Origin of the sequence: Luteolibacter sp. Y139, assembly GCF_038066715.1 — a bacterium.
GTDB classification, from domain to species: Bacteria; Verrucomicrobiota; Verrucomicrobiia; order Verrucomicrobiales; family Akkermansiaceae; genus Haloferula; species Haloferula soli.
The window spans coordinates 237552-258657 of the sequence record NZ_JBBUKT010000010.1 but is presented as its reverse complement, the minus strand read 5'-3'; the positions used below and the strand labels follow the sequence as shown (position 1 = coordinate 258657).

Here is a 21106-nt window from a genome sequence, read left to right as displayed (position 1 = left end):
CACGAACCGGGACCGGCGAAGATTACGAGGTCCGCGACTCAAAAAGATCGAAGTTGCAATCATCCAATTGGGATTGTGGACGAAGTGATGTGCCAACCCGGCAATCATCAACTCTGAAAGTCAACCGATCCCCAAATCCCGCAGCAGCGAAGCGGGTATATTGTGAGGATGGATGTCCTGCCATTCCTTCGGGTGCTCGGGCGGTTCATGGATCGTGAACCCGGCCTTCGATAGCTTAGGTAGCTGTGCCCAATTGATAGGCATCGACACGGTGGCCCCCGGCCGCGCACGGAGACACCACGGAGCAACGCAGGTTGCTCCCCGGCCATTTCTCATCCAATCGACGTAGATCTTGCCAGCGCGCTTGGATTTGGTCGAAGTCACGGTAAAGCGCGCAGGATTGAAGCCGGCCACTGCCGATGCCACCGCCTTCGCGAATGGCTTGATCACTTCCCATCCGTGCTTTGGTTTCAAATGGAGCACAACGTGCAGACCCTTCCCTCCAGAAGTTTTCACGACGGTTTCCAGACCCCGTTCTCGCAGGTAGTCCCGTAACAGCAACGCAGCTCCCAGCACCTCTTTCCACGGCACCGACTCCTCGGGATCGAGGTCCCACGTCAGGAAGTCGGGCTTCTCCACGTTCTTGATGGGCGAGCCCCATGGATGGAATTCGATCGCACTGAATTGAGCCAGCGAGACGAGACCCTTCACGTCTTTCACAAAGAAGATGTCGTCGCCATCAGCGAGCTTCGCTTGATGGACGCCCTCAGGGACGTAAGTGGTGAAAGACTTCTGGAAGAAGAGCTCTCCCGTGATTCCGGAAGGCGCTCGCAACAAAGCCAGCGGCCGATTCGCAACGAAGGGCAGCATCAACTCCCCCACCCGCCCGTAGTATTTGGCCACCTCCAACTTCGCCACCCCGTCTCCGGGGTATACCATCCGGTCTGGGCTACTAATCGATATCCCCGCCACTTTTGTGCCCTTGCTGTCCACCGCGGACGTCTGCACCGCATCCATGTGAACATCGCCAGGACTCTTGTCTTCGCGGAGCGCCACGAACGAGGCCTGTCGAACTGAGCCATCGCGGGTGATCTCGGCGAACTCCACCTCCGCAACCAGCGTCGGCTTCAGCCACACCACTTTCTCATCAAACTCAAATGCCGGCTTGCTCGTCCTCAACTGCTTGAACATCGTCAGATACTGCCGCCGGTCATCTTCGGAGAAGCCCGTTCCGACCTTCCCGCGCGGAATCAGCTTTCCGTTCTCGTAAGTTCCAAGCACCAGCGATGAGAAGGCGGGCAAGGAACTCTTCGGCGGAGTATATCCACACACCACGAACTCCTGGCGGGGGCGACACTTCGATTTGGTCCAGTCACGTCGGTCGCCCGGCTTGTAGGTTCCGCTCAATTTTTTGCTGATGATTCCCTCTAAGCCCAACTTGCATGCCTGCCTGTAGAGATCGGCACCCATTTCTGACGACCATACGGTCGATCGCCTCACTACTCCGTGCTCCTCCTTGACCAGGTTGACCAACCGTTTCTGTCGCTCGGCTAGTGGCAAATCCCGCAGGTTGAGGCCGTCGAAGTGAAGAAGATCAAAGGCAACGAAGGACACTTCGTTAGGGCGCCCTTTCAAAGCCGCCTGGAGGTCGCCGAAATTGCTTCGACCCTTCTCATCCCACACCACCGCTTCACCATCGAGGATGAAGTCCTTCTTGGAGATCGCCGTGAGATGTTTCGCCAGGGGGGCAAACTTGTCGGTCCAGTCGTGGCCACTGCGGGTGTATATCGTCAGCTTGCCGTTCTGCTTCACTACGATCAGCCGGTACCCGTCGAATTTCAGCTCGTGAACAATGTCGCGGCCTGTCGGCACCGTAGAGACCACCTGAGCTAGCTGGGGAGCAACATAGCGAGGCAGCTCCGGCTCCGCGTCGAAGGAGGCCTGAGGATGCGTTGAAGGATCCAGCTTCTTCATCATCCAGTTGGGCTCCTCTTTCATTCGAGCCAGCAGATAAGAACCAGTCAGGCGATCGCCCCGCAGATGGAACTTCAGGGTGCCCTTGGCAAAATCCCTCCGCCATCCCTTCTCCAGGGGCTCCCAAGTTCCCTTGTCCCAAATAGCGACGTTCCCCGCCCCATAGTTGCCCTTGGGAATCGTCCCCTCAAACTGCCCGTAGTCCAAGGGATGATCCTCAACGTGAACGGCAAGTCGCTTCGCCACGATATCTTCGGGTATGCCCTTCGGAACCGCCCAACTGACGAGCACTCCGTCGATTTCCAGTCGGAAGTCGAAATGATGCTGCCGCGCGTGGTGCTCCTGGACCACGAATGAGCGGCCTGACGCGTCCCCGATCTGAGGCCCCGGCTCTGGCGTTTTCGAGAAGTTCCGCTTGGCGTTATACCTGCCGAGTGGCGAGTCGGACGACGGCTTCTTCAGCAGTTTCTTCCCTGCCTGCACGACCGGCACCTTTTTCGGGGCCCGCACCCCCTTTCCCGCATTTCCAAGTTCAATCCACACGGGTGCATGGTCACTGGCCTTCACCCACCCTCGCACCTCCTTATCGACCTCAGCTCTCACGAGGCGTCCTGCTAGCTGGGGACTCAAGAGGAGATGGTCGAGGCGCAGCCCGGCGTTTCGTCCATACGCATTTCGCAGGTAGTCCCAGAAGGTGAAAATGCGCTCGTCTGGATGAAGCGAACGGATTGCATCGGTCCAGCCTTGATCGACGAGCTTGCGGAAGCACTCGCGGACCTCCGGCCGGAAAAGCGCATCGTCGATCCACTTCTCGGGTTTATAGACGTCCAGCTCTGTCGGCATGACATTGTAGTCGCCTGCAAGCACCACCGGAATGTCTTGGCGAACAAGCCCCTCGGCGTGTGCGAGGAAACGCTCAAACCACCGCAGTTTATAGTCGAACTTCGGACCCGGTGCTGGATTGCCGTTAGGCAGGTAGAGACACCCGATCAGTATACCGTCAACCGCTGCTTCAAGATACCGGCTGTGAGCGTCGTCGGGATCTCCGGGAAGGCCCCGGCGTGTTTCGATCGGATTTAACCCGCGGGCCAGGATCGCCACGCCGTTCCAGCTCTTTTGCCCCTGCCAGACCGCGCCGTAGCCAGCGTCCCGGATGGACGAGATAGGAAACTTCTCCTGAGGTGCCTTCAATTCCTGAAGGCACACGACGTCCGGCTTGGCTTCCTCGAGCCAGCGCAAAAGAACGGGGAGACGCCCGTTGATCCCGTTGACGTTATACGTGGCAATTTTCATGAATTCCCCTTCTTTACCCGGCCAGCGAGGCGAAGGTAATCAGAGCGTTCATATTGTGGTTAGAGGAAAGACCCATGTCTGGCCACTGTCATCCAATACTCCGAAGCGTAGGTTCACGCTCCCATCGGCGCCCGCCTCGCGCGGTGTTGATGAAGGCTTTAACCCCTTTCGCACCCTCCAGGAGGATCGTCCCTTCGTCCGGCTCCACACCCGCCACATCCAGCAGCGGCGCAGCTTCCAGGGAATAGCCGATGACCTTGAGATGCCCGAAGGCATCGCGCACCCAGTTCACCGCGGCGGCTTCCCGGGCCAAGTCTGCCATCGCATCTTCGGAAGCAAGGATCGCCACTGTATCAAAGAACACCGAAGGCCCGCCGGACAAGGCATGGTCCACCGCGACCAGCACCCCATCCGAGGTGGTGGCCCCGCCGATCTTCGGCGCGATCAATTCCACCGCGGCCTTCTCTTTCTTGAAGGCGGCCTGAAGCGCAGCGAGCAGCTCCGCATCCGCGCCATCGGTGATGAAAATCCCAGCCTTGCGACCCTTCAGCGTATGCGGATCTTTCCCGATCAGGCTCAGCGATGGCGAGCGATCGAGATCGCGCGGAGCCACCGCAGGCTGGATGGCCATGGCATTCGCCAGCGGCATCCCTAGCGCATCCGCCACCGTTTGCTGAAGGCCCTCATCGATGTTCCCGAGATGGCCGAGCATGCGGTTGCGGATATCGATCACCTCCACCTTGGCGAGTTCGAAGGCGAGCGCGCTCGCGATGTGCGTTTGCTCGGGCTCCGTCATCGAGCGGTAGAACAGCCGCGCCTGAGAATAGTGGTCGGCGAAGGTCTCCGAGCGCTTGCGCAGCTTCTCGCCCGTCTCGGCTTCGGGAAGCGTGCGGAAGCCATGCACCGGGCATTCGCGCGGCGCCTCGGGCGGCGAAATCTGGCTTGGCTCGTAGGCCACCCTGCCCTTGGGGACTTGCATCTGGCGCAGGCCGTCCCGCTGGTTGTTAGAAAACGGGCAGCGTGGCGCATTCACCGGGATCTGGTGGAAGTTCGGCCCGCCCAGACGACTGAGCTGCGTATCCAGATAGGAGAGCAGCCGGCCCTGGAGCAGCGGATCATCCGAGAAGCCAATGCCCGGCACGATGTGGCTGGGGCAAAAGGCGACCTGCTCGGTTTCGGCGAAGTGATTGTCCGGATTCCGGTTGAGCACCATCTTACCGAGCATCCGGATCGGGATGATTTCCTCGGGGATGAGCTTGGTGGGATCCAGCAAGTCGAAGTCGAGCTCCGCGACCTGGCTTTCCTCGATGACCTGCACGCCGAGCTCCCACTCCGGGAAGTCTCCGCGGTTGATCGCTTCCCACAGGTCGCGCCGATGGAAATCCGGATCAGCGCCGCTGATCTTCACCGCCTCATCCCACACCACCGCGGCGCTGCCGATGGTCGGTCGCCAATGGAACTTCACGAAGCGGCTCACGCCCTCCGCCGTGATGAACCGGAAGGTATGCACGCCGAAGCCCTCGATCATCCGCAGCGACCTCGGGATCGCCCGGTCGGACATCGCCCACATGATCATGTGCATGCTTTCCGGCGTGAGTGAAATGAAGTCCCAGAAGGTGGCATGCGCGGAAGCCGCCTGCGGGAAGCCGCGATCGGGCTCCATCTTCACCGCGTGGATCACATCCGGGAACTTGATCGCATCCTGGATGAAGAACACCGGCATGTTGTTACCCACCAGATCGTAGTTGCCCTGCTCAGTGTAAAACTTCACCGAAAACCCGCGCACATCGCGCGGCAAGTCCACCGACCCGGCACCACCCGCGACCGTCGAGAAGCGAACGAAGACCTCCGTCTTCTTCTTGGGATCCTGAAGAAAGCCCGCCTCGGTAATATCAGCCGCCGGTTCATACGGCTGGAAAAAACCATGCGCACCCGAACCACGCGCATGAACGATCCGCTCCGGAATCCGCTCGTGATCGAAGTGCGTGATCTTCTCGCGGAGGATGAAATCCTCCAGTAAGACCGGACCGCGGACACCCGCCTTGAGAGAGTTCTGATTGTCCGAAATCGGAAGCCCCTGATTGGTGGTCAGGTGGGGCTGACCTTCGACTGCAGTCTGGTGGGTTTCGGCGGGAAGCTTGGGAGAGGGAGCGGCGGAAGAAGGTGCCGGCGGAGATTTCTTGGAAGCCATGACGGTGAATCCACCGGAGGTTGATCCGGCGGGGCACCCGCTCTCGCACACCCCATGCCGCTTAGGGCATCAGCCACCATGGCTGAGCAAGCGACCTTCCGTGAGCGGGCCGGAAGTCATATTGCCCGAGGTTAAGTGCATCATGCCCACGGAAGCTCGTGCGGGGAACCCCGCGTCGACCTATCGCTTCTCCGAAAGTCATTCGCCGGGTGCCTGGATTTCTACAACCTGAATGGCCACTGCATCCTTATCCGGCAGGATGGTATCTCCGCTACTGTTTGCCGAGACTTGGGTGAACTCCGCTCCGAAAAGTAGGATGATCGAAGAATAGTAAACCCAAAGCAATACAAGTGCGAGTGCCCCGGTTGCCCCGTAGGCAGATGCCGTGGCTTCCCGTCCCAAATACCAGCCCATCGCGAATTTCCCGATGCTGAAGAGAACGGCTGTAAACACTGCTCCCACGAAGACGTGATTCCATTTAACCCGGACATCCGGCAGGACCTTGAAAATTGCAGCGAAAAGACCCGCTATCAACAGGAAGGCGACGACCGTGCTGATGACGTTCCATATGACGGGGGAAATGCTTAGGAATGAACCGGCCCATGTGCTGATCCCCTGAAGAAAGGCAGTAAGAAGCATCGAGGTCAAAAGCAGGAACCCCGTGCCGAGCACCATCGCATAAGAGAGGAACCTGTCCCTAATAAGCCCTTTCCAGCCGCGACCACTACGGCGCCGCACTCCCCACACGGTATTGAGAGCTTCCTGAAGCTGACCAAACACGCCACCCGCACCGAACAGCAGCATCGCGATGCCCAAGCCTGATGCCAGGACGTTCTTCTCAGGCTTCCTCGCGTGCACTAGCATGTCTTGGACGGCCGTGGCTCCGGCATTTCCAAGACTGCTCTTCAGGTGCTCGGTGACCTGACCTCTCACTGCCTCGTCCCCGAAAAACCATCCCGCCACCGCAATGGAAATCAAAAGTAAGGGAGCGAGGGAAAACACGGCATAGTAGGAAAGTGCCGCGCTGAGACGTAGGACCTCATCGTCGATGAATTCATCGGCCGTCTGCCGCAGGATTTTCCAGTAGTTCATCGCTAAAGTGTGCAGTCCTTGGAACTGCGGGTCCTTCTTAGCAAACAGCGTTCCCGTTACTCCTCTGTTGAGAGGTGGCAGGGCACCGCCTGTGCCTCCTCACACCGCTTGTTCTGCTGTCGGTGGCACAAGGGCACAGCAATCGCTAACCGAGAAGAGCAATGACAGATCACGAACCATTCCATGAATCCCTCAAGGACCGTCACCAGAATCCTGACCCATTGACCGGCGAGCCCGGCTCTCATCCCCTAGGGACAGGACTCGGGGCCGCGGGCGGAGCGGCGGCGGGAGCAGCAATCGGAGCGCTGGCAGGTCCCGTCGGACTGACCATCGGAGGAGCCATCGGTGCGATCGCCGGTGGCCTCGGAGGGAAGAGTATCGCCGAAACCATCGATCCCACTGTGGAGGAAGACTACTGGCGCCAGCAGTTTCAGCGGGAGCCGTACTACACGGAGGACAAGGACTTCGCCGACTATGGTCCGGCTTACCAAATGAGTGTCGCGCGCTACCGGCCCGACTCGGGCTTTGAAGAACATGAACCGGCGATGGCCGAGGAATGGGACAGCGTGAAGCAGAACTCGAGGCTGCACTGGTTGGAAGCCCGCGCGGCAGTCAAGGCAGGCTGGGATCGTCTTCATCAACAAGCCGGAAAACCCGACAAAGATTTTTGAACCACTCGAAGATCGGTGCCCCATCGTGCGACGTGCGCGATGGGAAAAAGGTCGGCCGCCTTTTTGCAATTCGCCTTCATTCTTCTTCGTCGCTTACGATACCAAGCAACCTCTCCATCTACCTCTCTAACATCTCCGTTCTCTCCGAAGGACCGATTTCGCAGAATCCCAGACGGAAGGCCCTGTCGATGGCTTCGCCAGCCAGCTGTGGCCGGCTATTCCCGAAGCGTTCGAGAAATGCTTCTTGGGCGGTTTCTTCCTCCAGAGAGCCGACATCATTTATAGGTGGCATTCGGGAGTCATCGCAAGTCCTGTACCCTCCTTCTGGTCCCCCCACCGCTTTCGCTGGTCGCCCGGCCGACTCGCCATCGGCGGCAAGTGCCGCCTTGATCTGGCCCTCTCGTCGAGGTGCGTGGCATGAGTCTTGCGAAGTGGTTAGCATCATGGACCCCACCACCCGCCGACAATTCATCGGCTCCGCCGCCATGCTCACTGGTGCCGGACTCGTCCGAGCCGAAGAGTCGGTTCCACTCGCCCCCCCGGACAAGCAACCGGAGAAGCTGGAAGTCGAGGAGCCTTCGGGAAAGAAGGCCGGATGGGCCATCGTCGGGCTGGGTCAATTGGCGCTTGAGGAGATCATGCCCGCCTTCGCCGGGTGCAAACATTCTAAACCTGTTGCCCTTGTCAGCGGACATCCCGACAAGGCGCTGAAAGTGGCGAAGGCCCACGGCATCGCGGAGGACGCGATCTACGACTACGAAAACTTCGACAGGATCGCGGAAGACGAGCGAATCGATATCGTCTACATCGTGCTGCCCAATAGCATGCACGCGGAGTTCACAATTCGCGCGCTGAAGGCCGGCAAGCACGTCCTGTGTGAAAAGCCCATGGCGGTCACCGTGGCTGAAGCGGAGGCCATGGAGAAGGCTGCCAGGGATTCCGGCAAGAAGCTCGGCATCGCCTACCGTCTCCACTACGAACCGATGAACCGGCAGGTCATGGAATGGTGCCGCAGCAAGCGTTTCGGCAAGGTCAAGGCCTTCAACTCCGGGAACTGCCAGAATGTCGAAGCACCGAATATACGACTGAGCCGTAAGCTTGGTGGCGGACCTGTCGGGGACGTCGGCGTGTATTCCATCAATGCCGCCCGATACGTTCTCAATGAGGAGCCTCTCGAAGTCACCGCTTACGCAAGCAAGCCCGACGACGACCCCCGCTTCCGCGAGGTCCCCGAAAGCGTGAGCTTCGTGATGCGTTACCCCTCCGGCGCGGTCGCGAGTTGCCTCTGCTCCTTCGGCACTGCGGAGAGCCGCTACTACCGGGCCCACTGCGAAAAGGGCGTCATCGAAATGGACCCCGCCTTCAGCTACCGCGGCCTGCGGCTCTTCACTTCATCAAGGGAAACCGAAGACGCGAAAGCACCCATGGAATTGACCGAGGTCATAATCGAAGCGGTCAATCATTTCACCGTAGAGATGGACGGCTTCTCCAGTGCCGTGCTCGATGATGCGGAAGTGATCACCCCCGCAGCCCTCGGCATCGCCGACATGAAGATTGTAACCGCGATCACAAGGTCGATTGAGAGCGGGAACTCCGTCAAGGTCGCCGACTAGTCCGGTATTTTCTGCACTTCGTCCATGATTGAGTCATCCCACGGATCCAGTGAGGCAGGAAATTCCCTCTGGCAACAGGCGGCGGCTATGGCGGCCATGGCTCATCTCGGACAGACGTCGCCAGGAGAAGACACCCCCTATTTTGCCCATCCCTCTCGAGTGGCCATGCTCGTAGCATCGCAATTCAGGTGTTTCGATCCCGAGGTTATTGCTGCAGCCTACCTGCACGATGTTTTCGAGAAGACATCGCTCACCCGCGAGGCAGTTGCCCTCACCCTTGGCGGCACCGTGGCTGGATGGGTTGAGTGGCTCAGCAAGTCCTCGAAGGATGAGAAAGAAACCTACTGGAAGCGACTTTCAGAAGCCCCTTGGCAGGCTCGGCTGATCAAGATGGCAGACGCTCTGGACCACCTCCATGGACCGCCCGAGTACCGCGATTCACGCCTCCGGGCAGCGCGCAGGGCATTGAAATTGGCGACCGGTGACGAAGCTGCCATCCATCGCGCCGCGGCGATTCTGGAAGCAGAGATCCGACACATGGAAGAGTGACTCGCCCGCTCCGGCGCCTGGGGTCACCAGCGGACCTGGGTATCGAGTTCGGCGATCTTCTGCTTGTGCGGCCACACGTCCGAACGTGAGGAGAAGGTCTCACCAACTTGAGGTGGTGAGCCGAGGTGCGGATAGCCTAGCGTTTCTACAACCCCACGCTATGAACTATACGGTATGTAACGGCGAGAGAGACTGCAGGGCGGCTCAGACCACGCTTACCCTCGCGACGCGGAGCACCTTTGGATGGACCGGCTTTAGTTCACGAGAACGCCATGGTCCGGCGAACCATTAGTTCCACCGATAATCAGGTCTCATCCGGCGGAAGCTCTCCTGCCTCCGCCACAAAGTGCATCAGGCACTCCCTCAGCACAGCCTTCGGGCCGACGCCTCGGGAGTGAGCAAGATGCAGCAGGTTGGTAATGAGGTCCGGGATCGCTTCCTCGCAGTCCTCACCCATCCCCAGGACCTTCTGAAAAACATCCAACGCATCAACGGCGGAGCGTACCCGCATTTCATTCCCCCAATTCGGATTGTCTAAGCCGTCCGTCGTTTCGTAACGGTCAGGATCATGTGGCGGAAGGACATCGAGCTGCGCGAGGAGTTCTTCGTCGGTGGGTTAAGTAGGATCAGTCATGTTGTTGGTGATACTGACAACTCCCGGTTTCGGTACAAGCGCTATTTCCGGGATCCGTTCCGCACGCCTTTCCACACTCAATGAATTTGACCGTTGAGAGAGCCAAGTCGACCACAATGAGGCGAAGCTAGACTTCCTCCATTCCCGATCTAACAAACCTCACCGTCGACTCAATACCCCACCCCGATAAGCGTCCAATCAACCGCTCCGTGGTCATGGCCTCCTCATCCCCGGGCAACCGATGCAGCAATCCGCGAGCCTCCCCATAAGGGAAAATCCCTGCAATCCCCTTCCTCATAGCCTCAACGCCCCGCCTCAACAGCTCCGGCAAACCAGTCAAAGCCGGGATTCGCCGGAACAGATGCAGCTCCACCACCGTGTCACCAAACGGATTGCAGGGCACCTCCACGTGGAACTCCCGGGTGGAGATTGCCACACCATTGCCCTCGACCAGCCGATAACCGTGAGCACCGTCCCACAACGATAGAGTTCCCTGGTGCAATACCAGCACGAGGAAACGCCTTTGCAGCGCCACCCTGAGTGATTCGACGTAAACGCCGCCAGGGATGCGCCACAGCGCCGAGAAGTCCTTGCCACCCGGCCTCCACAGCGTCCGTTCAGACTCCGGGATGTCACGTGGCCAGTAGGCTAGTCTTCTCGTCCCGCAAAACGGCAACTGGATCGCCGGCACTTTCATTCGCACATCGGTTTCACTGACGCGTTGACCTCGCTGACGGAGACCTGATTCGATTCTTCACTCGCAACCTTGTATAGCTTTCCAGCTCTCTCGACCCAACCAAGTCCAACCAAGCGAGTGAGAACGGGCACCAACTGGGAGTAGTCCTGCCTGCTGTAAGCACGGAACAGCGTCCTGCGGGTGCATGGACCTAGCGCCTTCAGCTTGTGATACATGATCTCCAAAGGGCTTTCCTCGGGTTCCTCCCCTTCCAGCAAACGATCCAATGCCCTGCTCCTGCCCGGACCGCTCCTCGCCAATTTTACAAATTCCCGCGTCTTCTCGATGAGTCCCTTGGCCACCCACATCGCAATAACGAGATCAGGCGTGTTCACGGTGGGCTCCCCTTCCACACGCAGTAACCTCACACACAGCGCAATCTTCGCGACCGTCCATGGATAGCTCTCCCACTGCTCATCCCAAGCGCCATCGAGAGCGCGGCTCGAATGACTCTCGACCAACTTCAGGAATTCCGCTTTTGCGTCGGGAGTGAACGAATACGGAATCGACTCACCTTCCAAGCGTCTCGAAAACAGTCGACTAACATGCTCCCCCCAGGCGACTCCCGGATCCGGGCGATCTGACTTTGCCAATGGCTCTCTGGACGGATCGCACACAAGATACTGGGTCACCAGTTGGCTGGCTGACAGGACATTGTCTGCGTGAGCGGCTTCCAGTTCGTCCGCTGTCGCCAGTACGATCGACGAAACGGACGAACGCGGCTTGTAGCTGCCGTCCACGAACTCCAGCCGGGTTGCCCAATCGGAGTTCCTACGGAACGATGCCAAACGTTCCTGCGCCCTGACAGGAAGCCGAGCGAGACGATCGAAGTAGCCTGGTGAGGTGGAGACCTCGAGGATCGTTCGATCAAACGAGTGACCGTTCATGGCGTTGAGTTCCTCGATTCCAAATGACGGCACGATCATCATGGCCTTGATGCGAAACCTCAGTGCATTGACCGCCGCCCTGATGGCCTTGGTCTCCGCCACGACAGCCTCATATTCCATCAGGATGCGATTCTCCGTTTGGTTGCAGAAGGCGTTCATCATCTCCCGCTCGTTCTCGGTTGTGCTCTTCAAGGCTTCACCTCGCAGGATCAGTGCATTGAGCCGGGTCTCAAGCGAGGCCAATTCATTGTTCTGAGCGCGGCGATCGCTGAGATGTTCGTAGGGCTTTAGCCAGTGGATGATCTCGCCTTCCACCGCCACCAACATCCGTTGAATCGCACGCCGCAGGAGCGGCACATAATCGCGGAGGATCGTCAACTGGAGGGATGGCGGAAGTGAGCCCACGAGCGGAGCATCGATGGTCACCCGTCCACCTACGATACCGCCAGTCACCGTGAGGAGGATAGCTGCGGCTGATTCCGGGCTGATGGCGGCGAAGCCACCCCATACTGAAATGATGTCGAGCAGGAGTGGCGGCCAATCGCTTTCCGGAACTTCGCAGCCGGTGATTGGAAATGTGTCTGATGGAGGGCTCTCATTGAAGACTTTCATGCCAGCCATTCTCGCTGACAGCCGCTGACAGTACAAGGCAGATTTCAACGAAGGCTAGAATAACGACGCTCAGGGGAATCATCGACTGGAAACGCTCATTACGCGCCATATGTGTCGCTTTTCCCGGTCGCAAATCGATTCGCGAAATCAAACCTGTCGATCTGAGGTGCAGAGACCTCTGAAACGTCGTTGCATCCGAAGTTCGTGCCGACCAACTTCACCGGGAACCTTCAGAGGACAGGACACAACGCCATGGACCCTGAGTTTGACACCGTCCACTTCACCTTGGCAGGCCACTCCTTCGAATGGAATGGCACAACCCGGACGCTGAAGCTGGTGGATGGGAGTGAAGCGCAGATGGCTACCCTGCTGGAGGTTATCCAAGGTGTGATCCTCGATTGCAGTGGAACTCATGTTCCCGCAGTCGTTGCAGTAGATCGAGCCGCAAAGCGATTGGCTCAGCCGATATCGGACCTCCGGGTGGTCGGCAACAATGGCGGGAATATTCCAAGCGATGCGCAGGCATGAATTGCCTACGGTCTCTGTCCGAGGTCACTTTCCCGTCTGCCAGCATTCAGATCGAGGAAAGCCGTTCCTCACTGGTAACTAAGACGTGAACGGTGACACGGGTTGAAGCGGGGACTCGAAAAGCATGCCCCTTGCTCTCAGGTCGCCAGAGGTCGTTGGAAATCCAAGTCGAACCTCCGGACCATGATGTCACGTTCAATGTTTCGGAGACGCCTGGCCAAGCATCGTGCCGACAGGAAGCCTGCTGCTGCTAGTTCCTGTCCAAGGGAGCGGATTACCCGACGATACCTCCAGATCAGTCGCCCGGCCCGCTCCGCCCAGACTTTCATCGCATCCTCAACGGGCATCACCACTACCTTCCCGTCTTCATGCTCTCTAAGGCGCAGCCAAGTGTATTCGTCCAGCAACTCCCACGCCCGTTTGATGTCAGAATTCTCGCGGAATGGAACGAGATCGATATCGTTCCCGTCACGACCTTCTGCGAGAGCTTCCCATACGTAGCCCGCAAGCATGACCAGCAGAGCCTGAGTGTTTCCCGCTGGTTCGCTGGATCCTTCACAGAATCCACCTTGAGATGTTGCGACCAGGGTCGTCGCACGGAGACCGCAGATCTTCCGCATGACCGCGTGCGCAACCTCATGCTCGGCGACAACACAAAGCTCCTGTTCATCGTCCCGCGATTCAAGAAGAAGCTCGACCGCCTCCTCTGCCTCCTGCGTCCTCAGAGCCTGCTTCAGCTTCGTGAGGTTGATCTGCTGCCTCTCGTCGCGAAACAACGGCCAACTGTCCCAGGATGGCGCACCAGCGGGTGCAGACCGCGTCGTCACATCTGAGGGCATGGGGCAGTGCTCCGCATCTTCAACAGCTCCGTCTTCGCTCATCATAATCATAAGAGTCATCAACGGAAGCAGTTGCGTCGCCGGGTTCTGCCCTCTCATTCTCGATCCGCTTCGCGGCCCCTGCGGGCTCCACGAGACGCTAAACGGGGCGAGTTCGCTTCGCTCATCGCCCCCGGTTGATCGCCCCTTAGTAGTCGAGACTGGTGCGCCACCGATGGCTCCGCGCACGCCTATCGGCGTGCTTACGCTTCGCTCTTTCATTTAAGCGGGAAGGCCATCCTGAGCGTCTTCGACACGAGCGCGGCTCGTAGTGAAAGAATCCAACCTAGATCGATCCCGGGAACTCTGAGTGTCCTTCAGCCGGGAGCGAAGCTGCACATGGTATCCAGCTTTCGCTACTCGCATGTTGGCTTCCATACGGAGTTTTACATGGAATCCCCAATGACGCCCCTTGAGGGCTTTCAGTTCGTCCAGGTCATTGCAGGCATTCTCCACCGCCAGCTCCTTAGCCGCTTCGCGGAAATAGGAGTGTGCGGGACTGAATGAGCCATAGACAGCGTTCAGGGTCTGGGAACAGCTCCACCATCTGGCTCCTTTATCTCCCCGGTCATGCAAACCACCGTCTACCTTCCGGTAGTGTCGGTTGTGAGTGACCGACTTGAGGAGGTAGGAGGTTATAGCCCGGAGATCCTTGTAAAGGGGAGCAACCTCGGTTCTCCCAATTCCGAAGTCCTTGCACCAACCCTGGATGGACTTCTCCAGATCACGCGTGGGCTTATTGAGAAGCTTTCGCTTCTGACTCAGGTTACCACGAGCGATCTCCGAGAAGCGCTCCAAATCCACTCCCTCTTGGACGTTGAAGGAAACAGGAAGGAGAAGGTGGAAATGAACGTGACCACTGACACCACGTTCAAACACCCAGAGGTAATCTGGGGAAACACCGCGGAGCTTCCGGAGCAGTTTCTCGAAACGATGCATCGCATCTTCACGAGTGAGCTGCACTGGGAAGGTGGCGGTGATGAAAAGAACGTTCTGGGCGGAGCGAATGAGGAATAGACGCGAAAGCGTCAGCCTCAAGCGCTCCCGTGAACGGTTGAAGCTTGCGTGGGAAGAGTTCTGATGTGGGACAAAGACGTGGATCATGTGATCCGAATCGGTCGAGATGTTCATATATACTGACAAGACGAATTCAACATTTGCCACCATTCAGTACAAGCCCAAAGAATCTATATCCCGCACAAATAACACTCCTCTTAAATGTCGACACCTTATTCCCTGGGAGCGTGACGCTGAGGAAGTGCTGCGACTGGTCCCTGGCATCGACGCTGGCACCGAATCTCAACCTGCACGACGCGAATGATACGGGCTGAAGGATCAGTGCAGCCATGCAAACGCAAAAGAGCTACATCGCCTCGACGGAAGCGATGTAGTTTGAGCTAGGACTAGCCTCTTACGCCGATGCCGCAACGACCAGATCCAAGATCGCCGCGAGGTAGTGAGCTACCACAATGCCTGACACTCCAGATCAGCTTTCGACTGTCTCCTCCAAACTTACCGGATCTTCTGCTTTCTGCTCGACCTCCCGAGGGAGGTACCGCTGGAAAGTGAAGTCCGACACCACCGGCACGATGCTGCTGCCTTCCCCGTGACGGATGGTTATGAATTGCTCCTTGTCTGAGACCTCCCTCCCATCCTTCTCCCCCTTCTCCGTGAACAGCTTGCTGATCCCAATGAAGCAATCAGCGTGGTCGTAGCTGAATGGATATAGGAGATCCCTCACCTCAACGGTCGGACAATCATTCACAACGGTTGGACACTCAGCATCCACGTCTCTCATCTGGGCCATTTTGCATAGCACCAGAACCAGCACGCGATGCACTCGGGCGTAACGTGCCAAACGAAGCATGATCAGCTTTGCGACGTCCCCCTCCGCATCTGACAAATCGTCGAAGATGATACATGCCGGAGCAGGCTTCGCGAGTTCCTCGTTCAGCACTTGTAGTGGATCATCTTCGAAGTCCCAAAGATCGTCGAACTCGAAATGACGCGCTATGTGCGCGTGAGGACCAAGTAGCTAGTCCCACGACGGAACCTTGCCGTTCCCTTCAACGGCCAAGAAATCCATCCTCAGATCCCAAATCTCCCCGCTGGGAGTGGCGTTGCAATAGCCAATCACTTCCATCGGCCACGGGACAGTGGAGGAAATGATCCTACGGAGGATGAAAGATTCCTCCTCTCCCATAGACAAGTAGCTGACCCTCAGAGATTGGTGGATCAAACGGCCAGCAATCTGAGAGGCCAAAATGGACTTCGCCTCGTGGTGGTAGCCTCCCAACAATACGACACCACCTTGGTCACGGATAGGAGCGAGGATTTCATCAACGGTTGGGATGCCGGTCAGTCCGCGGGCATCGGCCACATTTTTTGCCGACGTTGCCGGCGCGTTGCGATTGCTGGAATCGCCTTCTTTATGGTCTTTCATAGTATGATACTTTGGTTTCTTGTGACATGAGGAGACACCGCTCCTCAAAGGCATAGGGAGCCAAAGCCCTCGTTGAGGACTTCTCGACAGACTCGAGGACTAGGCTCGATCAGCTACGCGTCGCCCATTCGAGCAGCGTGTAGACGGAGTTCATTCCCGGGCGTTCTTGGACCTCGATCAGCCCCGTTTTCCGGAGTCGTCGCAGACCTTCACGGACCACCTTCTCGGAGAGTCCCGTAATCCTCCGGATGGTTCGATGGCTTGCTGGGAAACTAGTCGCGTCTTTCAACGCGCGCAGGTGCCATAGTGCGAGAGCAACAGGTAGCGCTCCTGCACCAGCACCAATCGCCTTTCTGAGCCCGGGCCAATCAATTGGACCCCTCAGGTAATCAAGAGAGCGATCGGCTCGCTTCGGTGCCATCTCAGCCATCCCCGCGAAGGAGGCCGGTGCGGCGACACGACCCAGCGATACTGATTGAAGAAAGGACATAATAATAGATGGGACGGGGGTATCGTTGCGGGTAGGGGTGTCCTTCCCTTCTGGGCAGGGGCTAACCGAGAACTTTCATGGCAAGGTCCCAGATTGGGTTCGCGTTGCGATGTCCAAAGCGATGCGGGAATCGGTAGATTTGGACCTCGGTACGGATGACAAAGCCGCCGAGCACGTCGCCGCTCGCCCGATCCATGCAGGATCGGAACAAGGCCGTGTGATGGTCGATGTGGTCAACCGGTGCCTCGATTAAAAATGCATCGTGAACTGGTGCGCAAATCGATAAACCTTCCTCCACGCCGTAGATCGCCGCCAAGCGCATCATTTCCGCCGCGTTGGCTTGGCAGGGAAAATTCCTCAACGTGGTGAACTTCGTGTCAGGGGTGACTCGAAGGCTCCATCCGAAGCGGGTGTAAAGACTCCGTGCCAGCTGGCCGTAGTCGCAGGCTCCGTCACTCCATTTCCAGAAATCGGGATAGCATCTGCCATGCATCGAGAGTAGATAGCTGGCTTCGCCCTCGCTGATGCCGAGACGACGGGCAAGCCCAGCAGGGCTCATTGAGTATCCCACGCCGAGGAGAGCGACCTTGAAGATCTCGCGGATCTGCGGGTGGCTCAGCTTGGTGGCGTTCACCGGTGCCGCTCCCGCCATTCTTGCGAAGGCGATGTAAGGATCCGATGACATGCAAGCGTCCTGTAGCCCCTTATCGCCCGACAGGCCGGCGGCGACGCCGATCTCCTGATGGCACCAATCGATGTAGGCCAACGCCATTCCCGGCTGTGGCTGGATGAACCGCCGCATCCATGATGAAAGATCGAAGGCAAAGCGCCTGGTCGACGGCTGGTTACGGCCAGAGGTGGTCCAGAACGGCGAAAGTGGAACACGGTTCCGCCCATCTCGTCCGATGACGAGTTCGCAGCCGTTGATCTGATCCAGCACCTGCTTCGCTCGATAGATCCCGTTGATCGCCCGGGGAAAGAGCGTCGCCATTTCGGAAAAGGTGTCGTTCGACAGATCCAGAAAGCCCCCTTCCAACCGGGGCCAATCGATTCCGTGATTCCTCGTATAGCGGACAAACGCCAGTTGATCAAAACGGCCGCCACACCAGATCCTCTCAAACGGATCGATCGAGTGAAGGACCTGGGATTGAAACTCGTGCCACCGATTCTGAAGGGCATTGACCGTCTGACCGTCGACCGGAATCCCCTGCCACTCCATGTCAGCCACAGCCTTCATGTAGTCGCCGCGAAGAAGGGCTCGAGAATCCAAGCGCGGTTTCAGGATGCTCCAGAGGCGGCCGATCCCTTCAACCCTAGCCTCGCAGTTCTTTAGGAGAGCCGACTGCTCCTCATAGGAGTAAGGGCCACCGCGAACGAGCAAGTGGTCCACGTCGGGATCTCCAACAACATTCGCGAACGGCACACCCATTGTCAGCAGTGCACCGCACAGGTCGCGACCGATGCGCATGGGAAGTCCATTAGTGAAATTCCGAAACTCGGTGTAGAGGTCGATCAGGTTGACCGGCACCTGCCATCCAAGGGCCCGGAAGCAACCTAGCGCGTCCTCCGCATTGAATGCGACGACAAGCGTGGCAAGACCCACATCGAAGGGGACTTCACCGCACGATGCCAGGGCCTCGCCGCCGAGGCGCACAATGCGCCCCGACGGGAGGGTATTGGCTACAAGACAAATCGGCACCGGGCGTTCACCCGGAGACGCGTGGAACGCGAATTCCACGACTACGACCTCATTGTAGCGCTCAGGTATCATGCCCCGGCTCCGAGGAGTTTTTGGATCAACCAGTGGTTCTCATCGGTGATCAGCTGCTCGGTGATCGCCTCTTCGAACAGTTCATCCAGGTTGTCCGGCCACACGGGTGCCGGCCATTCCTGAATGGGCGATGTCTGCCGGAACCCGGACGATTTCGGGTCCCATGTCAACCGGACCCAGCTGTTCTGGTTGCTCAGAACCGCTTTCCACAGCGACTGGCTCGCTGGGTTCGGACTGCCAAACGTGACCGGTTCGCCAATCGGCATCAGTGTAATCGAGCCGTCTCGGCTGATGCATGGCACGAAGTGCTTCACCGACGTCTCGCCCGGCATCTTTTCCTGCAGCCAAGGCGGAACGATGTACAGCTGGCCGCGTTCGTCGTCGTTTCCGATCGTTGCGAATTGCTGGGTGTAGTACTTCGGGTCGGGATGAGGCGAGAAAAACACCTGTTTCCCGAACTTCTTCAACGGCGGCGTTGCCGCCCGCGTGGTCACGCCTGCCAGAACACCGAAGTTCTGGGCGAGCGCGATGTCCGCGAGTTTGTAAGTCCGGCCGCCCGTCCGAGCAATTGGAGCGTCAAAGTCCGCTCCAATCGGGTCCAACGGTTGACCCAAGTTTTCGTTCTGCTCGCTCATGGGGATGTGCGAGCCCTCTTCATGACGCTCGCCCGTTCCCGGGTGAGCACTTATCGTCTCATTACTTTTCATTTATTACTTTTGGGGTTGAGCGGCGTCATACCGCGTTTAACCGGCATCCAACGTGGATGCCGCTGCCTCCCGCTCCACCACGGCCGCGACCGCAACCGGATCGAATCGGACTGCGCGTCCAAATCGCACCGAGGGAATTTCTCCCGAGGCGGCCATCAAAAGCACCTTTCGTTCAGAGATCGAATAAGTGAGGGCAATGACCCGGGCTCGGACAAAAACCCGCACAGGCTGGGTAGCGTGGTCGTGGCGGTGGGCGTTCGGCATGGTTCGAACTCCTACCGAATGGCCTCCGCATCAAAGAAACGCGTCAAACTCAACCTACATCTATCAGCGGAATGGGCACCAAGTTGCTTCCACATCCATTCGCTATTTCTAGACGTGGAATGCAAGTCGAGCGAGCCGTCTCAAAATCCCCCCAATAATCGCCTCGCAAGAATGCGCTTTGTAACTCTCTTATTCTTTGTTGGTTACGCCGCAAAAACCCCTGACCAATCGCTGAATCTTGCCATTACCACTGCTTTTTAAAGGATTAGGCCTAATCAAACACAATCAGTCCCAGAAAATTTTAAGACCCGGGACGTGCCGATTTCCATTGGCCGATGCAAATTGACAGAGATTTCCGCAAATATCACCAATCCGCCGAGGCTGACGTGCGTTGGCGCCACCGTCACCGCTATCAGATGACTTGATGCCGAAGTTGCTCTGCCTCGGCCCAATAGAGCTACGGGGCAGTCACTGCCGCGGCCGAACCCACAGATCCACAACGACCGAGCTAGGCACCTCGAAGGCAATGATTCCCATTCCAAGGGGCTCATTTCCGCTTGCGTGACTCTTTGCGCCTTTTAAGAGGCGGAACATGTCCGAACCTTCGTTTGCACATCGCGCGAAGTCCGTCCCGAAGAACAGCCCTAACAGCGCCTTCCTGGCCTGAGTATTTATCCGAACTGAAGCGACGCTTGATGGCACTCCATTTCTCCAGTTCCGTCCAACGCCCACTGCATTCGTCGTAAAGATATTTCATCCCCGCACGTACCCACAAATCAATTACATCGGATTCCGCTTTGAACGCCGGCAGCACCGCGGCCGCCGCCCGCCATCCGTGACTTGTGCCGGGTAGAATTCCACCTTCGACAGACTCGCTGTCGGAGTATTGCGTTAGCACGCGCTGCCGATCTAATTCCTCCATGACCTTGGTCGCGATCCATGACTGCTGACCAACTTTAAAACCCTTTCTTTCCACTCTAATCGGCGACGCTTTTCCCAGCTGGATATAGCGGAGAAAAGCCAAGACCGTTTCATCAGGTCGGGAATCCATCGAGCCGACTGTGAAGGGCCACTCACTACTTACCATGGCCAATTTGGACAAATTCACCCATCCGATCCATGCAAATGTCTGGTAGCATACACTTTCAATGAACGATTCCAGAGCAGACTTATGGTCCTGAGCAGGTTGTTCCGATCCAAATGCACTGTAGTAACCGTCCAAGGGAAGATCGTTCAGAACACCCCGGATCAAAGGCGAAAACGGAAAGTGGCCTCGCGAGGTAACCAATCCACTGGCTGCAAGTTCTTCAAAGCTCTTCTCTTGAAGCTTGCCTAGTAGTCGGTTCAGATTGTGCTGATTTTCTTCATTGTCCGCCGGGCGGATTACATCCATGTGTTTGATGAACTCATCCGGAGGTTTCGACTGACGTAGGCTGTTTAGCTGCTTGGTCCCAATAGTCACAATGGTTGAGAGAGCGCTAATGGATTCAAGATCCCCCAACCACCCGAGCATCCCTAATCTCGTGATCGCGTCTAAAGCTTCGTTCTGAACCTTCTTAGGTTCTAGCTCGATCCTGGTAACAATTTCGAGTCTTCGAATGAGAACGGATGGGGGAATATCAGCGACCGCAAAAACAAGTTGGCCGACCAGTTGGCTCAGTGAGCCCTCAGTGGGGTTGCCAATCTCGTCGGGATGGCTTGACGGATTCATGGTCGAACTTAGTCCAAATAGACAAGAAAATGCAAGTTCGCGGCGAATCACCTGCACTCAAT

17 protein-coding genes are annotated in these 21106 nt (G+C 57.8%); 5 read left to right on the top strand and 12 right to left on the bottom strand.

Features of this window, described 5'->3' with window-relative positions; genetic code table 11:
* Window positions 1-120: 120 nt before the first annotated feature.
* The 3 genes from ligD to WKV53_RS22335 all read right to left on the bottom strand — a co-directional run bounded on the left by ligD (window position 121) and on the right by WKV53_RS22335 (window position 6550).
* A complete protein-coding gene (gene ligD, locus WKV53_RS22345) occupies window positions 121-3267 on the bottom strand; it encodes a DNA ligase D (protein WP_341407035.1) in 3147 nt (1048 codons plus the stop codon).
* An 88-nt stretch (window positions 3268-3355) separates the two neighbouring features.
* A complete protein-coding gene (locus tag WKV53_RS22340; protein ID WP_341407034.1) occupies window positions 3356-5458 on the bottom strand; it encodes a catalase in 2103 nt (700 codons plus the stop codon).
* Window positions 5459-5656: 198 nt separating this feature from the next.
* Window positions 5657-6550, bottom strand: a complete 894-nt coding sequence (locus WKV53_RS22335; RefSeq protein ID WP_341407033.1) for a YihY/virulence factor BrkB family protein — start codon at window positions 6548-6550, stop codon at window positions 5657-5659.
* 161 nt (window positions 6551-6711) lie between these two features.
* Between WKV53_RS22335 and WKV53_RS22330 the strand changes: the two genes are divergently transcribed.
* The 3 genes from WKV53_RS22330 (at window position 6712) to WKV53_RS22320 (ending at window position 9383) form a co-directional block, all read left to right on the top strand.
* Complete coding sequence (locus WKV53_RS22330; protein ID WP_341407032.1) at window positions 6712-7221, top strand: hypothetical protein; 510 nt, start codon at window positions 6712-6714, stop codon at window positions 7219-7221.
* Between the two features lie 443 nt (window positions 7222-7664).
* Entirely contained in the window at window positions 7665-8834 is a 1170-nt protein-coding gene (locus WKV53_RS22325) for a Gfo/Idh/MocA family protein (protein ID WP_341407031.1), read from the top strand.
* A 24-nt stretch (window positions 8835-8858) separates the two neighbouring features.
* A complete protein-coding gene (locus tag WKV53_RS22320; RefSeq protein WP_341407030.1) occupies window positions 8859-9383 on the top strand; it encodes an HD domain-containing protein in 525 nt (174 codons plus the stop codon).
* A 304-nt stretch (window positions 9384-9687) separates the two neighbouring features.
* On the opposite strand, the gene WKV53_RS22315 is transcribed toward WKV53_RS22320, so the two are convergent.
* The 3 genes from WKV53_RS22315 to WKV53_RS22305 all read right to left on the bottom strand — a co-directional run bounded on the left by WKV53_RS22315 (window position 9688) and on the right by WKV53_RS22305 (window position 12252).
* Window positions 9688-9894 (bottom strand): hypothetical protein, encoded by a 207-nt coding sequence (locus tag WKV53_RS22315; protein WP_341407029.1) that lies wholly within the window; start codon window positions 9892-9894, stop codon window positions 9688-9690.
* A 250-nt stretch (window positions 9895-10144) separates the two neighbouring features.
* On the bottom strand, window positions 10145-10714 hold the full coding sequence (locus WKV53_RS22310; RefSeq protein ID WP_341407028.1) for a hypothetical protein: 570 nt from the start codon (window positions 10712-10714) through the stop codon (window positions 10145-10147).
* Complete coding sequence (locus WKV53_RS22305; protein WP_341407027.1) at window positions 10711-12252, bottom strand: hypothetical protein; 1542 nt, start codon at window positions 12250-12252, stop codon at window positions 10711-10713. Before WKV53_RS22305 ends, WKV53_RS22310 begins: the two co-directional genes overlap by 4 nt.
* A gap of 252 nt (window positions 12253-12504) precedes the next feature.
* Between WKV53_RS22305 and WKV53_RS22300 the strand changes: the two genes are divergently transcribed.
* Complete coding sequence (locus WKV53_RS22300) at window positions 12505-12780, top strand: hypothetical protein (protein WP_341407026.1); 276 nt, start codon at window positions 12505-12507, stop codon at window positions 12778-12780.
* 137 nt (window positions 12781-12917) lie between these two features.
* On the opposite strand, the gene WKV53_RS22295 is transcribed toward WKV53_RS22300, so the two are convergent.
* Entirely contained in the window at window positions 12918-13679 is a 762-nt protein-coding gene (locus WKV53_RS22295) for a hypothetical protein (protein WP_341407025.1), read from the bottom strand.
* A 549-nt stretch (window positions 13680-14228) separates the two neighbouring features.
* Here WKV53_RS22295 and WKV53_RS22290 point away from each other — a divergent pair.
* Window positions 14229-14675 carry a hypothetical protein gene (locus WKV53_RS22290; protein ID WP_341407023.1) on the top strand — a complete coding sequence of 149 codons (447 nt, stop codon included), beginning with the start codon at window positions 14229-14231 and terminating at the stop codon, window positions 14673-14675.
* A 469-nt stretch (window positions 14676-15144) separates the two neighbouring features.
* Here WKV53_RS22290 and WKV53_RS22285 read toward each other — a convergent pair whose 3' ends face one another.
* From WKV53_RS22285 to WKV53_RS22265, 5 genes are all read right to left on the bottom strand, one after another.
* On the bottom strand, window positions 15145-15615 hold the full coding sequence (locus WKV53_RS22285) for a hypothetical protein (protein ID WP_341407022.1): 471 nt from the start codon (window positions 15613-15615) through the stop codon (window positions 15145-15147).
* A 78-nt stretch (window positions 15616-15693) separates the two neighbouring features.
* Window positions 15694-16101 carry a hypothetical protein gene (locus tag WKV53_RS22280; protein WP_341407021.1) on the bottom strand — a complete coding sequence of 136 codons (408 nt, stop codon included), beginning with the start codon at window positions 16099-16101 and terminating at the stop codon, window positions 15694-15696.
* A 551-nt stretch (window positions 16102-16652) separates the two neighbouring features.
* A complete protein-coding gene (locus tag WKV53_RS22275; protein WP_341407020.1) occupies window positions 16653-18329 on the bottom strand; it encodes a DNA polymerase in 1677 nt (558 codons plus the stop codon).
* A 29-nt stretch (window positions 18330-18358) separates the two neighbouring features.
* A complete protein-coding gene (locus WKV53_RS22270) occupies window positions 18359-18997 on the bottom strand; it encodes a hypothetical protein (protein ID WP_341407019.1) in 639 nt (212 codons plus the stop codon).
* Window positions 18998-19880: 883 nt separating this feature from the next.
* Entirely contained in the window at window positions 19881-21095 is a 1215-nt protein-coding gene (locus WKV53_RS22265) for a hypothetical protein (RefSeq protein ID WP_341407018.1), read from the bottom strand.
* Between the last annotated feature and the right edge of the window lie 11 nt (window positions 21096-21106).

What these genes read in the sequence shown, in the direction of transcription:
- ligD (WP_341407035.1), bottom strand. Translation starts at nt 3,267, where the DNA reads ATGAAAATTGCCACGTATAACGTCAACGGGATCAACGGGCGTCTCCCC.
- WKV53_RS22340 (WP_341407034.1), bottom strand. Translation starts at nt 5,458, where the DNA reads ATGGCTTCCAAGAAATCTCCGCCGGCACCTTCTTCCGCCGCTCCCTCT.
- WKV53_RS22335 (WP_341407033.1), bottom strand. Translation starts at nt 6,550, where the DNA reads ATGAACTACTGGAAAATCCTGCGGCAGACGGCCGATGAATTCATCGAC.
- WKV53_RS22330 (WP_341407032.1), top strand. Translation starts at nt 6,712, where the DNA reads ATGACAGATCACGAACCATTCCATGAATCCCTCAAGGACCGTCACCAG.
- WKV53_RS22325 (WP_341407031.1), top strand. Translation starts at nt 7,665, where the DNA reads ATGGACCCCACCACCCGCCGACAATTCATCGGCTCCGCCGCCATGCTC.
- WKV53_RS22320 (WP_341407030.1), top strand. Translation starts at nt 8,859, where the DNA reads ATGATTGAGTCATCCCACGGATCCAGTGAGGCAGGAAATTCCCTCTGG.
- WKV53_RS22315 (WP_341407029.1), bottom strand. Translation starts at nt 9,894, where the DNA reads ATGCGGGTACGCTCCGCCGTTGATGCGTTGGATGTTTTTCAGAAGGTC.
- WKV53_RS22310 (WP_341407028.1), bottom strand. Translation starts at nt 10,714, where the DNA reads ATGAAAGTGCCGGCGATCCAGTTGCCGTTTTGCGGGACGAGAAGACTA.
- WKV53_RS22305 (WP_341407027.1), bottom strand. Translation starts at nt 12,252, where the DNA reads ATGAAAGTCTTCAATGAGAGCCCTCCATCAGACACATTTCCAATCACC.
- WKV53_RS22300 (WP_341407026.1), top strand. Translation starts at nt 12,505, where the DNA reads ATGGACCCTGAGTTTGACACCGTCCACTTCACCTTGGCAGGCCACTCC.
- WKV53_RS22295 (WP_341407025.1), bottom strand. Translation starts at nt 13,679, where the DNA reads ATGACTCTTATGATTATGATGAGCGAAGACGGAGCTGTTGAAGATGCG.
- WKV53_RS22290 (WP_341407023.1), top strand. Translation starts at nt 14,229, where the DNA reads ATGCAAACCACCGTCTACCTTCCGGTAGTGTCGGTTGTGAGTGACCGA.
- WKV53_RS22280 (WP_341407021.1), bottom strand. Translation starts at nt 16,101, where the DNA reads ATGAAAGACCATAAAGAAGGCGATTCCAGCAATCGCAACGCGCCGGCA.
- WKV53_RS22270 (WP_341407019.1), bottom strand. Translation starts at nt 18,997, where the DNA reads ATGAGCGAGCAGAACGAAAACTTGGGTCAACCGTTGGACCCGATTGGA.